The organism is Streptomyces sp. NPDC096132 (assembly GCF_044763345.1).
Taxonomy (GTDB): Bacteria; Actinomycetota; Actinomycetes; order Streptomycetales; family Streptomycetaceae; genus Streptomyces.
This window is the reverse complement of the sequence record NZ_JBIWGA010000025.1, coordinates 84,904-100,556: the sequence shown is the minus strand read 5'-3', so window position 1 is coordinate 100,556 and position 15,653 is coordinate 84,904. Positions and strand designations below refer to the sequence as shown.

Genomic DNA, 15,653 nt, shown 5'->3' with positions numbered 1-15,653 from the left:
ACGCACGGATGATCACGTGGCCGTGGGGGTACAGGTGTGTGAGCACGGCTATCCAAGGGAAACGCCTGCGCAGCTCAGCCTCGGCGACGAGGGCTTCGGGTGGCCAGGCTCGCTTCCCTGCGAGCCCGGGCGCGGTCGAAGGACCACGCACCCAGACCCACCAACACGGCCGCCCCGAGTCCATACAGCGGCAGCCACCGGGTCGTGGTGGATGCCAGGCAGTCGGCCACAGCCTCGTCTCTTTGCCTGTCCTGCACGTACGCCAGGGCAGCACTGTCGCGTCCGGCCAGATGGGCCAGCGAGGCCTCCGTGCGGAGACTCTCGTACGCGCCCAGTTCCCGACAGTCGCTGCGGGTGCCTGGCATCGGGAAGAGCCACGCCGAGCGCTGCAGCACCGGGGCCAGCGCGATCGCGACGCACAGACCCACCACCAGCGAGTACGCGACCAGATTCTGCACGTACGCGAAGCGGAGGCCGGGCGTCCACGGCGGCAGGCGATAGAAGGAGAAGATCACCGCGAGAAGCGTCACCCCGATGTACGCCGCGAACCACTCCCAGGAGCCCTGCGCGAGTGCGAACGTCAGCACGGCGGCGAGCCCGATGCCAATGATCCCGGCCTGGGCGGGGTCGCCATGGACGCCTGTGCCGACCGACGTGGATTTCCGGGCTTCCTGAGCATCGAGGCCGTCCACGGTCTCTCCTCCCTCGTCCGAGGCCCCCAGTGTTCGCGCGTTTCGCACCATCGGACTGACGCCAGGCGGCCGACCCTGCCCCGGAGCCACCTGGTTGGCGGATCTTCCTACGGAACTCCTTGTCGGAACCGCTCGGGAGCCGTCACTCGCTCGTAACACGATCTTGTGGCCTCAGAGAGGGAGCACCGATGCTCACTTCTCGGGGTCGGGCCAAGTCGCCGCAAGTGCTCGTCGATCCGGAAAGCGGGGACCGGAGACCATCTCCTGGGTGGGTTCACCGTTGAGCCAGCACACTTGCTCGGGGGCGCCGTCGCCCGTGTCGAACAGGCAGCACACTCCTCCGCTGTCGGCGGTGAGGTCGGTGAACACCTTCCTGATGTTGGCCGACCGCGCGAACAACCGGCTCATCCCCGAGGTCGCTGCCCAGCACTCGATCGACGTGTAACAGGGGTGCAGAAGGGACTCGAACCGGATCATCGCGTAGATGTACCCGATCTGGATGCGCCCGTCTGCCTCGGGTTCGGGGCCCTGCGTCTGCGCGTACTCACGCAGTGCATCATCGACGTCGAACATGAGGGATGTGTCGAGCTCGAGGGTGCTGCTCGTGGAGCAGTCGACCGGATCACTCTGGAAATGGGACGTGAACGGGAGGACGAGCCGGTCACCGCCGGGCAGGGTGATCTCAAGTGGTGGTACGGCACGGGCCGGTGGCGCCAGCTCGGCCAGGTTGGCCAACGCCCTGGCGACATTCCGAGGACTCAGATAGATGTCGTAGCCGTAGATCAGCCCCACACTTCCCCCTGTCCCAGATCGAACCGCACCTTCTCACAACCCGCCCCTCGGGCGCTTGTCGGTTTGGAGCCGGCAACACGTTCATCAGTGGTTCCTTTTGAGGCGCCGCCAGCAAATCAGGCTGCCGGCCAACGAGAGGGCCCCCAGAGGGCGATGCTCGTGTGCGAGAACTGCGCGATCACCGCGATGCCGTGCTTCCGCAGCCACCATGTCCGGCGCAGGCTCCGGCCGGGCAGGTAGGCCGTCAGCCAGCCGATGAGGATGCCGATGAACGCGGGCACCAGCCTCGCCGCGTAGCCCGCTCCCCCGGCCGCACTCACCGCCACCATCACAGCGCCGGCCGCCAGGAGCAGGGCGATCAGGACCGCGCCTCCCGCGCCCATCCGCCGTTCCTGGACGCGAGCGAGCGGATGCTGACGAGCGTGGAGCCGTCGGCACGCCCTATCTCGTGTGGCGGGGTGGCCGCGTGGTGGCGCGGCTGGTTCACGACGGGGTGCCCCCCGTCTCCTCGATCAGGGCGGATCCTAGATCCGCAATCCCCCGCTGTCATCACCCAGCCCTCCCAACGCGCCTGTACAGCACACAGCCACCGCCCAGCGGTTCGGCAGACGCGGCGCACCTGAAGATCGAGTACGGGACCCGCCCTTTGGGCTCCGACGGGCCGGCTAACGCGCCACTCGGTAGCGGAGGTAGACGAATTTCGAGCTGAAGGTGCGGGTCTCGACGAGTTCGAGATCCACCCGGCGCTCGCGTCGGGGGAAGAACGGAATGCCACCGCCGACCAGCACCGGGTAGACCATGGCCCGGTACTCGTCGATCAGACCCGACGCGGCCGCCTCGGCGGAGAGAGTCGCGCCGCCGATCGCGATGTCCCCCTCCCCCGGCTCGGCTCTCAACCGCTCGATCTCCTCCGCCAGGCCGCCGGAGGCCAGGCGGGCATGGCCCTGCACCGCCGACAGCGTGGTGGAGAACACCACCTTCGGGAGCGGATTCCAGAGCGCGGTCCACTCGAGCTCGGAGTCGTCGAGCGATCGATCCTGGTCGGCGGTCTCCCAGTACAGCATCGTCTCGTACAGCCGTCGTCCCAGCAGGTGGACGTCGACCCCTCGGATCTCGTCGATCCAGAAGCGAAAGACCTCCTCGTCGGGCTCCGTCCACTCGAAACCGCCGTCCGGCCCAACGATGTAGCCGTCCAGCGAGACGTTCATCGCATAGGTGACGCTGCGCATCAGAAGTCCTCCTCGGTAACGCTCCTCGGTAACGGGTTCCAAAGTACGACCGCCGGACGCCGCCGGACTCATCGCGACTCGCGGGATCCCCTGGACCGAGTCACCTCACGAGATCATTCGTTTGAGGAAACCTCACTGAATTGTCCTTCGCAGAGAAAAGCCAATTGAGCAGCAGTAGGGGCCACAAAAGGCGCGTCGGAGTGTACGCAAAAGGCCCGCGTGCCGAAGTCACTGCTCCCACCCACGCGTCACCGCTGCGCACCGCCTACAGGAATCACCGCTGAGTGACCCGTTCCGCTCCCCGGCTCAGCTCCGCTACGGACCAGGTCCACGCCACCCGCGTGCAGCAAGGTGTACCTGGCCTGCACACCAGGCGCTGGGCCCATGGAATCCAGCCTCCGGGCACCCGACGCGTCCTGATGGCGTACCTCCGCGATCGAGTCGAGTGGCACCCCGCCGGTGGACAGCGGAAACTAGGAGGTAATGGATTCGTGATGGCATCAGCCCACGAGCTCGCGGCGCCTGAACCAATTTACCGCTCAGCACTCGGCGCGAGGAAACCGGTCGTCGGCCGCACGGGCCGACGGTGATCAGATTTTTCTCAAGGAGCATGCATGTTGGAGAGGTCTGCCGATTACCTGACGACCGCGCCGGGTGATTCCTCAGTCGCCGAGCACGGAACGAAAGGCCCAATGGACGACATCCCGCAGGCAGACAACATCCAGCCGACGGAGACCGAGCGGAAATTCGCCGAGGTGCTCGCCGGGGTCGTGTGCGTCGATCAGGTGTCGGTCGACAGTAACTTCTTCAACGACCTCGGCGGCAATTCATTGGTGATGGCTCAATTCTGTGCACGCGTCAGAAAGCGAACGGATTTGCCATCGGTGTCGATGAAAGACATCTACCGCTACCCGACGATCCGCACCCTGGCGACGGCGCTCGTCGACACCGATCCCGGTGCCGGTGCCGGCACCGGTACCACATCCGCCGCCGTCGGCTCGCAGGCGCCTGCGTCGTCGGAGGCAACGACGCCGGCCGGCACACTGCAGTACGCCCTCTGCGGAGCGCTGCAGTTCCTGCTTTTCCTGGGATACTCCCTCCTCGCCGCAATGATCACCGCACGCGGCTATGCATGGATATCCGACGGCTCGAACCTGATCGACGTCTACATCCGCTCGGCCGTCTTCGGCGCCGCCGCCTTCGTCGGCGCGTGCGCTTTCCCCATCGCGGCGAAATGGATCCTTGTCGGCCGGTGGAAAACACGCGAATTCCCGGTCTGGGGCCTGACCTACCTGCGCTTCTGGACCGTCAAGGTGCTGCTCCACGCCAACCCGATGCTCTTCTTCATCGGCAACCCCCTCTACGTGCTGTACCTGCGGGCACTCGGCGCACGCATCGGCAGGGGTGTCACGATCCTCTCCCGCAACGTTCCGGTCTGCACCGACCTGCTCACGATCGGCGCCGGTACGGTGATCCGCAAGGACTCGTTCTTCCTCTGCTACCGGGCGCACGCGGGCCGTATCCAGACGGGCCCGGTAACCCTCGGCAGGGACGTGTTCATCGGTGAGAAGACCGTGCTCGACATCAACACGTCGATGGGTGACGGGGCGCAGCTCGGTCACACGTCCTCGCTGCACAGCGGCCAGGCGGTCCCGGACGGCCGACGGTGGCACGGATCTCCGGCGCAGAGCACGGAGGTCGACTACGTAAGGATCCCGCCCGCCAGGTGCGGCACCCTGCGCCGGGCCGGCTTCGGCCTCGCCGCCTTGGGGCAGATGTTCCTCCTCTCCCTGCCGCTGGCCGTCGGCGGACTGTACATGCTGCTGACACAGGTCCCGGCGCTGAGCGAGCGGCTGCAGCCGGGCTCGGCAGGGGTCACGTCGCCGGAGCTCTACATCGACGCACTGATCGTGTCCTGCGTTCTGTTCTTCGGCCTCGTCGTCGTGGGCATCGGCGTTCTCTTCACCGTTCCGCGCCTGCTGAATCTGGCAGTCAAGCCGGACAAGATTTATCCGCTGTACGGCTTTCATTACTCGGCGCACCGGGCGATCGCGCGCATCACCAACATTCGGTTCTTCACCTGGCTGTTCGGCGACAGTTCCTACATCGTCCACTATCTGCGTGGACTTGGATACGACCTCTCCCGGGTGGAGCAGACAGGGTCGAACTTCGGTACCGAAGTACAGCACGAGACCCCGTACCTCTGCTCTGTGGGCAGCGGCACGATGGTCGCCGACGGCCTGTCCATCGTGAATGCCGACTTCTCGGGCACGTCTTTCCGGGTGTCCCGGGCGACGATCGGGCCACACAACTTCCTCGGGAACAACATCGCGTATCCGTCCGGTGCGAGGACAGGCGAGAACTGCCTCCTCGCGACGAAGGTGATGATTCCGCTGGACGGTGAGATGCGCGAGGGGGTGGGTCTGCTCGGCTCACCGTGCTTCGAGATTCCCCGGTCGGTGGAGCGCGACCTCCGGTTCGATCACCTGCGGACCGGGGGCGAGTTGCGCCGCAGTCTCGCCGCCAAGAACCGCTACAACATCCGGTCGATGATCCTGTTTCTGTTCGTGCGGTGGTTGTACTTCTTCGTGCTGACCCTGCTCGCGCTCGCGGACATGGATCTGTACGACGCCTACGGACACGTGCCGATCGCGGTATTCCTGGTGCTCTCGCTGGCATTCACCCCGGTCTACTTCGTGCTGGTGGAGCGTGCCATCGTCGCTTTCCGCGGGCTGCGACCGCGGTTGTGCTCCATCTACGACCCGTACTTCTGGTGGCACGAGCGTCTGTGGAAGGTGCCTGACCACTACCTCAACGTTTTCAACGGCACCCCCTTCAAGAACGTGATCTGGCGGCTCCTGGGGGTTCGGCTCGGCAGCAGGGTCTTCGATGACGGCTGCTATCTGACGGAGCGGATGCTCACCACCATCGGGAACGACTGCACCCTCAATGCGGGGAGCAAAATCCAGTGTCACTCGCAGGAGGACGGCACCTTCAAGTCCGACCGCAGCACGATCGGCGACGGATGCACCCTCGGTGTCGGCTCCCACGTCCACTACGGCGTGACGATGGGTGACGGCGCAGTGCTCGCGCCCGACTCCTTCCTCATGAAGGGCGAGGAAGTCCCGCAGCACGCGCGGTGGGGTGGAAATCCGGCCACGGAGATGAGAGATGCCCCCGCGCCCGGTGACGACGGCAGTGGAGCCGCCCTGGTCGGCGGTGACGGACATCCTGGCCACGGCGAGTGAAGAGGGACTGATCGATGGCAACGCAAGTGGAGACGGACCGGGATTTCTGGCGCCGTGTACTCGTCGCCGGCGGATCCACCACGATCCCGCGGTGGACGCTCCAGCCGATGACGGGCGTCGGTGAGCACGAGGCCACGGTCCCGGACCACGTCATGGCCGGCTTGCGCCGTTTGGCCACGGACCTCACGATGCCGCTCGGCTCCGTGATGCTGGCCGCGCACGCCAAGGTACTCGCCGCGCTGGCCGGCGAGCACGACGTCACGACCGGCTACGTCGCCGAGGAGGGCGGCCGGCTGTTGCCCTGTCGGCTCACGACCGCACCCGAGTCGTGGCGGGCACTGCTGGTGGACGCCCATCGCGTCGCGTCGGAACTGCTGTCGCACAAGGACTTCCCGGTCGACGCACTCAGGCGCGAACTGGGGCTGTCCGAAGCGTCGATCGAGACCGTCTTCGATCCGCATCCGGCCTCGGCTCCCCGTCCGACGGGCGTCGACGAGGATCTCGCCGCAGACACCGTGCTGTGGGTGGGATTCTCGGAGCACGGTGGCCGGGCCGTGCTGCGACTGCGGTACCGGACCGACGTACTCGACGCGGACCACGCCGCCAGGATCGCCGGCTACCACCTCGCCGCGCTCGCGTTCATCGCCGCGGATCCGGACGAGGAGCACGCGCGACAGAGCCTGCTGTCCACCGAGGAGCTCCGGTTCCAGCTCGAAGGGCTGTGCGGACCGCCCCGTACCCTGCCGGACGCCCGGATGCACGAGCTGTTCGAGCAGCAGGTGAGGGTGCGTCCGGATGCCGTGGTCGCCGTGCACGGCGACCGGGAGTGGACGTACGGGGAACTCAACGCACGGGCCAACCAGCTGGGACGAGCCCTGTTGGCGCGGGGGCTGCGGCGCGAAGGTGTCGTCGCGGTGGTGACCGAGAGAAACCTGGACTGGATGGCAGCGGTCCTCGCGGTGTTCAAGGCCGGAGGCGTGTACCTCCCCGTCGAGCCGCACTTCCCGGCCGACCGCATCGCGGCCATGCTCTCCCGCGCCGAGTGCGGGCTCGTCCTCACCGAACCGGACAGCACCGAATCGCTCGACCAAGCCCTGGACTCGCTGCCGGGAGTCCGAAAGCTCCTCATCGGCACGGCGTACGACGAGGGTCATGGCGGCGACGACCTGGGCATCGCCGTCGCGCCGGACCAACTCGCCTACATCTACTTCACCTCCGGCTCCACGGGAGAGCCCAAGGGGGCGATGTGCGAGCACGCGGGCATGCTCAACCACCTGTACGCCAAGATCGACGACTTGGGAATCGGCGAGGGCCAGGTGGTCGCCCAGACCGCCCCCCAGTGCTTCGACATCTCGCTGTGGCAACTGGTGTCCGCGCTCCTGGTCGGTGGGCGGACCGTGCTGGTGGAGCAGGAGGTGATCCTGGACGCCCAGCGGTTCGTCGACAAGATCGTCCGCGACCGGGTCGCCGTACTCCAGGTCGTACCGTCGTACCTCGAGGTCGTGCTGACCTATCTGGAGCAGCACCCGCGCGAACTGCCCGACCTGCGGTGCGTGTCCGTCACCGGTGAGGCCTTGAAGAAGGAGCTCACGCAGCGCTGGTTCGCGGCCGAGCCCGGCATCAAGCTGGTCAACGCGTACGGCCTGACCGAGACCTCCGACGACACCAACCACGAGGTCATGGACCGGGTGCCGGCCCGCGAACGGGTCCCGCTCGGTCCCCCCATCAGCAATGTGCACATCTACGTCGTCGACGAGCAGCTGTCCCCGGTGCCGCTCGGCGCCCCCGGCGAGATCGTCTTCTCCGGCGTCTGTGTGGGCCGGGGATACGTCAACGACCCCGACCGCACCAAGCAGGCCTTCCTGCCCGATCCGCACCGCGAGGGCACCCGGCTCTACCGCAGTGGCGACCACGGCCGCTGGCTGCCCGAGGGCAAGCTGGAGTTCCTCGGGCGCCGCGACACGCAGGTCAAGATCCGTGGCTTCAGGATCGAGATCGGCGAGATCGAGAACACACTGCTGCGGGTGCCCGGTGTCCGCGACGGTGCGGTGGTGGTCGTGGAGCGGCCCGACCGGAGCGCGCACCTGGTGGCCTTCCACTCGGGCGCGGGGTCGCTCTCGGTCGAGGATCTGGGTGACCGGCTGGGTGAGTCGCTGCCGGAGTACATGGTGCCGTCGGCCTTCCACTGGCTGGACAGACTGCCGCTGACCGCCAACGGCAAGACCGACAAGAAGGCACTGGCGGTGCTCGCGGGAGAGCTCGATGCCGTCGGAGACCACAAGGAAGGCCACGACGCTCCGGGTACGCCGACCGAGCGATGGCTGGCGGCCGCCTGGGCGAACGTGCTCGGCATCCCGCAGGATCGCATCGGCCGACGCGACCACTTCTTCGACCTGGGCGGGACATCGTTGTCGGCCGTGAAGCTGGCCATCGCCCTGGAGCGCGCGGTGTCGCTCAAGGACGTGACCCGCCATCCGGTCCTCGCCGATCTGGCCGCGCTGCTCGACGGCAGGTGCGATCGGCCTTCCGGTCTTCTTCAGTCTCTGTACGAACCGGAGGGTGCGCCGACCGGTGCCCTGGTGTGCTTTCCCTACGCCGGCGGCAACGCGGTGAACTTTCAGCCGCTGGCCAAGGCGCTGCGGGGCAGTGGGATCGCGGTCTACGCCGTTGAGCTGCCCGGTCACGATGTGGGCGCCGAGACCGAGCCTTTCGCGCCGATGGCTGATGTGGTCGCGCGGGTCGTGGCCGAGATCGCCGAGGTCGCCGAGGTCGCCGAGGTCGCCGAGCGCGGCCTGCCCGGGGTCCTGTTGTGGGGTCACTCCTCGGGCGCGGCCTTCGCCCTGGAGACGGCCAGACAGCTGGAAGAGCGCGGGCTGGATGTCCAACGGGTCTTCGTCGGCGCGCAGTTGCTCGGCGATGCCGCTGACCGGCGCGACGCCGTCACCGAGCTGACCGGACGGAGCAACGCCGAGATCGCCGCGAAACTGAGCACGGACCGTGGCTACACCGGGCTCCAGCCGCTGGATGCGCAGCGTGCCGAGCATGTCGGTGCCGCCTACCGGCACGACTGCTTGTCCGCACACCGCTATTTCGCGGACCTCCTCGCCTCTCCCCCGGCGGTGAAACTGTCCGCGCCGGTCACCGTGGTCGTCGCCGCCGACGACCCGGTCACGGCTGGTCATTCGCGCCGCCACCGCGACTGGGAGCTCCTCGCGGTCCGCGTCGACCTGCACGAACTCACCGAGGGCGGCCACTACTTCCTGCGCACCCGTCCGGCCGAGGCGGCACAGGCCGTGCTGCGCACCGCCGAACCGCTGTCCTCTCCCTGAGCGGCACACACCGCCGTACACCGAAAGGAATCAAGATGTCCTCCATGTCCCCGGCGTCGCTGCTCGACGACGTCGAGTTCCAACCCGGCCGGCCCCCGATACTGCGGGCCGAGCTCTCCGGCGACGCGCCGAGCTGGGCGGCCGCACACCGGGACGCGCTGCGTGCCCTCGCGGCCGAGCAGGGCTGCGTACTGATCCGCGGCCTCGGGCTGCGCGACGTGGCCGGGACCAGTGCCGTCTTCGAGCGGTTGAGCACCGGGCTGATGACGGAGCGGGAGGCCTTCGCCCCCCGGCGGACCTACGCCGACGGCGTGTACTCCTCCGCGCAGTGGCCGCCGAACCAGCCGATGTGCATGCATCACGAGCTGAGCTACACGCTGGAGTTCCCCGGCCTGATGCTGTTCGCCTGCCTCACCGCGCCCACCGAGGGCGGGGCGACCGGAGTGGCCGACGCGGCGACCGTGCTCGAGGAGCTGCCCACCGAGTTGACCGAGCGGTTCGAACGGGAGGGCTGGCTGCTCACCCGCAGCTACAACGACGAGATCGGGTCGTCCCTCATCGAGGCCTTCGGCACCGACGACCGCGATGCCGTCGAACGTTACTGCCGCGCCAATGCGATCGAATGCGACTGGCAGCCCGACGGGAGCCTGCGCACCCGGCAGCGCCGCAGCGCCGTGATGCGCCATCCGGTCACCGGCCGACGCTGCTGGTTCAACCAGATCGCCTTCCTCAACGAGTGGACACTGGCCCCCGAGGTCCGTGAATACCTCGTCGAGGTGTACGGCGCCGACGGGCTGCCGTTCAACACCCGTTTCGGAGGCGGCGACCCGATCGGCGAGGACGTGGTGGGACTGCTCAACAAGGTCTACGAGGCCAACACCGCACGCGAGCCGTGGCAGGCCGGCGACCTGATGCTCGTCGACAACATCCGCACCGCGCACAGCCGGGAGCCCTTCGAGGGATCGCGCGAGGTGCTCGTCGCGATGGCCGACTCGAGGCGACTGTCCGACTGCTCGCCGAACTTCGAGGTGACCGCCCGATGACCCGCAACCGCCCGAAGACCGTCGTCCCCACCTCCGTCACGGGGTCCGCGACAACCGAGCAGCACACCGTGCGGCCCTTCGCGGTCGTCTCCGGTGCCCAGGTCCAGCAGGTGCTGGAGGGACGCGAGAAGCAGATCATCGACCTGGTCGAGGCCACCTACCGGCTGCACGGCGCGGGTGACTCGGTGAACCCGCCGTCGTACTTCCTGCGTTTCGCCGACCGTCCGTCCTCGCGGATCATCGCGCTGCCCGCTTCGATCGGCGGACACGTAGGGGTGGACGGCGTGAAGTGGATCTCCAGCTTCCCGGAGAACGTACAGGCCGGCATCCCGAGGGCGTCCGCCGTGCTGATCCTCAACGACCGGGACACCGGCTACCCGTTCGCCTGCCTGGAGAGTTCCATCATCAGCGCCACCAGGACGGCCGCGTCGGCGGCACTGGCCGCGGACCGGCTCAGCCGGGGCCGGCCGCGGCCCACGCGCGTCGGGTTCTTCGGGACGGGCCTGATCGCCCGCTACATCCACACGTTCCTGGCCGGCAGCGGCTGGTCGTTCGACGAGATCGGCGTACACGACCTGTCCGCCGACAGCGCGGCCGGGTTCCGCTGCTACCTCGAACAGTCGGGCACCGCGGGCCGGATCACGGTGCACGACAGCCCCGAGGAGCTGATCCGCTTCAGCGACCTGGTGGTCTTCGCCACCGTCGCCGGTGAGCCGCATGTCAGCGACCCCGCGTGGTTCTCCCACAATCCAGTGGTGCTGCACGTGTCGCTGCGCGACCTCGCACCGGAGATCATTCTCGCCTCGACCAACATCGTCGACGACGTCGAGCACTGTCTGAAGGCCGACACCTCACCGCATCTGGCCGAGCAGCTCACCGGCAACCGGGACTTTCTGCACGGCACGTTGGACGACGTGATGGCGGGCCGGGTGGCGGTGCCGGCGGGCCGGCCGGTGGTGTTCTCGCCCTTCGGCCTCGGGGTGCTCGACCTCGCGGTCGGCAAGTACGTCTACGACGAGGTGGTCCGCTCAGGAGAGCTGCATGTCATCGACGACTTCTTCCATGACATGCGCCGGTACGGATGACCGTCCGAGAGCGCTTTCAGCTCTGGAGAAGGTCCTGTTGCAGCTGAGGAGGAGGCCGTCGTGCCCGTCATATCCACGCCCCAAGCCTTCAACGAGGGACAGCTCTATGTCGACCTCGAGCCCATCTACGGACGCTCCCTGTTCCTGAAGTGCGAGGGCTTCAACTTCGCCGGTTCGATCAAGCTCAAAGCGGCGACGGAGATGGTGGAGAACGCCGAGCGGAACGGAGTCCTCAAGCCGGACTCGATCCTGGTCGAGTCCTCGTCGGGCAACCTCGGCGTGGCGCTGAGCATGATCGCGGCGAGTAAGGGTTACCGGTTCCTGTGTGTGACGGACTCTCGTTGCAACCTGTCGACCAGACTTCTGATGAAGGCACTGGGCAGCCGGGTGCTCACCATCTCCGACCTGGACGCCAACGGCGGCTTCCTGGGCGCACGCCTCAACTACGTCCGCGCGCTGTGCGATGCCGACGACCGGTACGTGTGGCTCAGTCAGTACACCAATCCGGGCAACTGGCAGGCGCACTACCGCAGGACGGCACCGGAGATCGCCCAGAGCTTCCCGCGCCTGGACGTCCTGTTCGTCGGCGCCGGCACCACCGGGACACTGATGGGCTGCGCACGCTACTTCCGCCAGTGGCACCGGCCGGTGCGGATCGTCGCGTTGGACAGTGTGGGCTCGGTGATCTTCGGTGGTACGCCCGGCCGCCGCATGATTCCCGGCCTCGGCATGAGCATGCGCCCGCCGCTGCTCGACGAGTCCTACGTGGACGAGGTGATCCACGTCGAGGAGACGGACACGATCCGTACCTGCCATCGCCTGGCCAGACACGGATTCCTGTTCGGCGGCTCCACCGGCACGGTCGTCAGCGGCGCCATGCGCTGGCTGGCCGAGCATGGTGACGGGCGTGAACTCACCGCGGTGGCCATCGCCCCGGACCTCGGCGAGCGCTATCTCGACACCGTCTACCAATCCAATTGGCTCCAGGATCTGTACGGCGAGGAGGTGATCGACTTCGACGAAGGGGCCGAAGATTCCTGGGCAGCCGGCCCTGCACCGACGCGCCAGGAGAGCCACCCACCGCACCACCCGCAGACCGACGGCGGCGGTGACGGCCGGCACCATAAGCATCAGAACCGCAAAGCGTGACGGTTCGTAAAGAGACCTGCTGCGGGCCCGGGCGCGGTTCGCGTCGACGATCCGTTCGTACACGCCATCAGGGGATGAACACGCGGACGAACTCGGGGTTGCTCTCCCGGAGTTCAGCGACGATGCGGGCGGCTCTGGCCGTGTCGCTGCCGGACGTCAGCGCGGCCCGCAGCCGTGCCGCCTGCGTGCGAGTGTGACGCTCGTGGTCTTCCTCCAGGCGCTCGGCCGCATCGGTGAACCAGCGGTAGTAGGCGCTGCGGGCCAGCCCGGTGTGACGGGTCTGATCGCCCAGCAGGGCGACGGCGAGCGGATTCTGCGCGAGGGTGTCGGCCATGTCGGTCAGCACCGGCGCGGGAGAGTCGTCCAGGCGGTCCAGGACCCGCATCACGGGACACGCGGCATTCTTGGACGAGGATGTGGCGAGGCCGGGTCCGTGGGGGCTGGGAGGGGTGGGTCGATGGGGTGGGCCGATCGTGTGCGGGAGGCCGAAGACCGGCTGGAGGAGGACGAGCGCGATGCTGCGATCGACCGGTTCGAGGCGGCCCTGCGGGAGGATGACCTTGAGGACGCCGGCATCGACGAGGAGATCGACATCTGGCGAAGCCTGGTCCGGCTCCACAAGACCAAGGACGACTTTCGGAGAGCCCACGCGGTCCTCGATGCCGCGCTGGCCAGGCTGCGGTTCCATCCTGGTGCGTCCCGGGCCGAGGCGCTCGTGCTCGTCGACCTCGCCTCGCTCCAGCGGGAGGAGGGCGACAACGCCGCAGCCGAGGGGACACTCTCTCGGGCCCTGGCCCTGCGCGACGATCCGGACGACGAGGTGCTGGCCGCCCTGCGGGTCGAACGCGGCATCGTGCAGAAGGACCTGGGCCGGCTGAGCGCCGCCCGTGAGGACCTGGAGGAGGGCCTGCGGCTGGCCGGGCGTGCCGGCCTGGTCGGCCTGGTGGGGCACGCCAGGACGGGTCTGGGCCTGCTCGCCGAACTGCTCAACGACCTCAAGGCGGCGGAACGCCACTACCGCGCCGCCCGCCGGGCGTACCGGTCGATCCCCGACGCCGAGAACGAGGCGATCATCTGGCACAACCTCGGTGCCCTGTACGACAAGCAGGAGCGTGTCGCCGACGCGCTGCGGTGCTACCGCAGGGCCCTGGCGCTGGACGAGGCGCTGGGTTCCGGGGTGGGCGTCGCACACAACCTGTCCGCGATGGCCTCGCTGCTGCAGATCCGGGGGCGTGGGGACGAGGCGCGCGGTCTGCACCTGCGCGCTCTGGAGCTGTACGCGCAGGCCGGGCACAAGCGTGGAGCCGTTTCCGCTCTGGTGGACCTGGCGATCGTGGCCCGGCAGGCCGGGGAGCCGGTCGAGGAGTACCTGCGCGACGCGCTGCGGCTCGCCGAGGAGGTGGGCGACCCGCGCGACGTCGCGGACGTCCGCTTCGTGTGGGGCGACTGCCATCTGGTGAACGGCCGGATGTCCGATGCCTTCGCTCAGTATCTGGAGGCGGCGCGCGCCCAGTCCGGCCTGCGCGGCCTGCTCAGCGAGCAGGACGCGCTGGACTACTTCGACGAGTCGCGCGGCGACGAGGTGTTGGACCGGCTCGTACGGCTCTCCGCCGACGCGGGGAACACCCGCCGCGCCCTGCTGTGTGCGGAGGCAGCCAAGGGCAGGGAGCTGATCCGTCGCCTGGCCGGGGCCGCGACCACCACCGATGGAGGGGTGGACGGCCAACTGCGCGCGGTGGACCCGGAGCTGGCGCTCTTCACGGCGGACGAGGAGGCGTGGTACGAGCAGGTGGGCGCGCTGCTGCGGCACCACAGCAGCGGGGGGCGCCCCTGCCATTTGGTGGAATTCCACCTCGCCGAGGAAACCGCCGTCGTGTTCACGTTCACCGCGGACGGGGCCGACCCCGTCGCGGTTCCGGTCAGCATCGACCGCGCGCTGCTCAGAGACGTCACCCGGGGCGGGCCCAGCGACGGCACGGTCCAGGGAGCCCGGCGAGAGGAATGGCTGCGGCTGATGGCTCCGCTGCTGGAACCGCTCGGCGACCGGATCCGGCCCGACGAACGCATCGTCCTGGTACCGCACGACGCGCTCCACCGCGTGCCCCTCCACGCCGTCCCCCTGCGCGGCACACCGCTCGGCATCCGCAACCCTGTCAGCTATGCCCCCAGCATCACGGTGCTGGAGCACATCCGGCAGCGCGCGCACAGGGCGGGGGAAGCCCTGGTGATCGACACCTCGGGTCACTCCGGTGACCTGGTCTTCGCCTCCGAGCAGGCCCTGAGCGTCGCCGAGGCACTGACCGACGCGGGTCACCGGGTCACGGCACTGCCCGCGTCGGGTACCCCGGGCAGGCCACCCGGGCGGCGTGCCGTGCTCGCCGCGCTGCGGAACGCCGACGGGCCACGCATCCTGCACATCGCCGGACACGGACGATTCGATGCGCAGCACCCCATGAAGTCCGGCATCCCTCTGGGCCGGCAGTCGCTGACCGCGCGCGACTTCTCGGAGCTCAGGCTGCGCTGCGAACTGGTGACGGTGGGAACCTGCGAGAGCGGCATCACGGAACGGCGGCCGGGAGACGAACTCCTCGGCCTCGCGCGCGCCCTGGTCATCGCCGGGGCGGACGCGCTGCTGCTCAGCCTGTGGGAAGTGGACCAGCTGTCCACCGGCATGCTGCTTCAGCGTTTCTACCGGGCTTGGCTCGTGGAGGGACAGCCGAAGGCTCAGGCACTGCGGACCGCGCAGCGGGCCCTGCGCGACAGCACCGCCCGCGACGCCCGCCGCTACGCGCAGCGGGCCCGTGAACGCTCCGCGCTCGATCCGCATGCCGTAGCCGCGATCACGCTGGCCGAGGCCAAGGTCTGCCTGGCCGCCCGCGACTTCACGGCGGCCCACTCGCTGGCGGCCGACGCCATGGCCTCGAACACTCTGTCGAGTTCAGAACAGCTCGATGCTGAACGGGTGAACAGGAGCGCCCGGTTGGGCGGGCGGCAGAGGGTGGCATCGGACTACGATCGCCGACTGTACGACGACATGCGCCACTGGGCGGCTTTTGTGCTGGTGGGAATGGGCAGCTGATCGGGAA

General features: G+C 68.3%; 11 protein-coding genes. 6 read left to right on the top strand and 5 right to left on the bottom strand.

The window, feature by feature from the left end; translation table 11 throughout:
* Positions 1–74 precede the first annotated feature (74 nt).
* The 4 genes from ACIRF9_RS40905 to ACIRF9_RS40890 all read right to left on the bottom strand — a co-directional run bounded on the left by ACIRF9_RS40905 (position 75) and on the right by ACIRF9_RS40890 (position 2,713).
* The gene (locus tag ACIRF9_RS40905) at positions 75–692 is read right to left on the bottom strand and encodes a hypothetical protein (RefSeq protein ID WP_403833272.1); all 618 of its coding nucleotides are present in this window, start codon (positions 690–692) and stop codon (positions 75–77) included.
* A gap of 192 nt (positions 693–884) precedes the next feature.
* Positions 885–1,484, bottom strand: coding sequence for a hypothetical protein (locus ACIRF9_RS40900; RefSeq protein WP_403833270.1), 600 nt, complete (start codon positions 1,482–1,484; stop codon positions 885–887).
* A 116-nt stretch (positions 1,485–1,600) separates the two neighbouring features.
* Positions 1,601–1,867, bottom strand: coding sequence for a hypothetical protein (locus tag ACIRF9_RS40895; protein WP_403833268.1), 267 nt, complete (start codon positions 1,865–1,867; stop codon positions 1,601–1,603).
* A gap of 282 nt (positions 1,868–2,149) precedes the next feature.
* Positions 2,150–2,713, bottom strand: coding sequence for a dihydrofolate reductase family protein (locus ACIRF9_RS40890; RefSeq protein ID WP_403833266.1), 564 nt, complete (start codon positions 2,711–2,713; stop codon positions 2,150–2,152).
* 614 nt (positions 2,714–3,327) lie between these two features.
* On the opposite strand from ACIRF9_RS40890, the gene ACIRF9_RS40885 reads away from it, so the two are divergent.
* Genes ACIRF9_RS40885 through sbnA form a run of 5 tightly spaced genes read left to right on the top strand, consistent with a single transcriptional unit; the run spans position 3,328 to position 12,567 of the window.
* Positions 3,328–5,961 (top strand): Pls/PosA family non-ribosomal peptide synthetase, encoded by a 2,634-nt coding sequence (locus ACIRF9_RS40885; protein WP_403833264.1) that lies wholly within the window; start codon positions 3,328–3,330, stop codon positions 5,959–5,961.
* Positions 5,962–5,975: 14 nt separating this feature from the next.
* Positions 5,976–9,290: an amino acid adenylation domain-containing protein gene (locus ACIRF9_RS40880; protein ID WP_403833262.1), complete on the top strand. Its 3,315-nt coding sequence runs from the start codon at positions 5,976–5,978 to the stop codon at positions 9,288–9,290.
* A 35-nt stretch (positions 9,291–9,325) separates the two neighbouring features.
* Positions 9,326–10,333, top strand: coding sequence for a TauD/TfdA family dioxygenase (locus ACIRF9_RS40875; protein ID WP_403833260.1), 1,008 nt, complete (start codon positions 9,326–9,328; stop codon positions 10,331–10,333).
* On the top strand, positions 10,330–11,418 hold the full coding sequence (gene sbnB, locus ACIRF9_RS40870; RefSeq protein ID WP_403833258.1) for a 2,3-diaminopropionate biosynthesis protein SbnB: 1,089 nt from the start codon (positions 10,330–10,332) through the stop codon (positions 11,416–11,418). The genes ACIRF9_RS40875 and sbnB overlap by 4 nt, the downstream gene beginning before the upstream one ends.
* A 60-nt stretch (positions 11,419–11,478) precedes the next feature.
* A complete protein-coding gene (gene sbnA / locus ACIRF9_RS40865; protein ID WP_403833255.1) occupies positions 11,479–12,567 on the top strand; it encodes a 2,3-diaminopropionate biosynthesis protein SbnA in 1,089 nt (362 codons plus the stop codon).
* A 67-nt stretch (positions 12,568–12,634) separates the two neighbouring features.
* Here sbnA and ACIRF9_RS40860 read toward each other — a convergent pair whose 3' ends face one another.
* Positions 12,635–12,952 (bottom strand): hypothetical protein, encoded by a 318-nt coding sequence (locus ACIRF9_RS40860; RefSeq protein WP_403833253.1) that lies wholly within the window; start codon positions 12,950–12,952, stop codon positions 12,635–12,637.
* Between the two features lie 90 nt (positions 12,953–13,042).
* On the opposite strand from ACIRF9_RS40860, the gene ACIRF9_RS40855 reads away from it, so the two are divergent.
* A complete protein-coding gene (locus tag ACIRF9_RS40855; RefSeq protein ID WP_403833251.1) occupies positions 13,043–15,646 on the top strand; it encodes a CHAT domain-containing protein in 2,604 nt (867 codons plus the stop codon).
* The last annotated feature ends 7 nt before the right edge of the window (positions 15,647–15,653 follow it).

Excerpts from the sequence above, each read along its gene's own strand:
- ACIRF9_RS40895 (WP_403833268.1), bottom strand. The coding sequence starts at position 1,867 with ATGGGCGCGGGAGGCGCGGTCCTGATCGCCCTGCTCCTGGCGGCCGGC.
- ACIRF9_RS40890 (WP_403833266.1), bottom strand. The coding sequence starts at position 2,713 with ATGCGCAGCGTCACCTATGCGATGAACGTCTCGCTGGACGGCTACATC.
- ACIRF9_RS40885 (WP_403833264.1), top strand. The coding sequence starts at position 3,328 with ATGTTGGAGAGGTCTGCCGATTACCTGACGACCGCGCCGGGTGATTCC.
- ACIRF9_RS40880 (WP_403833262.1), top strand. The coding sequence starts at position 5,976 with ATGGCAACGCAAGTGGAGACGGACCGGGATTTCTGGCGCCGTGTACTC.
- ACIRF9_RS40875 (WP_403833260.1), top strand. The coding sequence starts at position 9,326 with ATGTCCTCCATGTCCCCGGCGTCGCTGCTCGACGACGTCGAGTTCCAA.
- sbnB (WP_403833258.1), top strand. The coding sequence starts at position 10,330 with ATGACCCGCAACCGCCCGAAGACCGTCGTCCCCACCTCCGTCACGGGG.
- ACIRF9_RS40860 (WP_403833253.1), bottom strand. The coding sequence starts at position 12,952 with ATGCGGGTCCTGGACCGCCTGGACGACTCTCCCGCGCCGGTGCTGACC.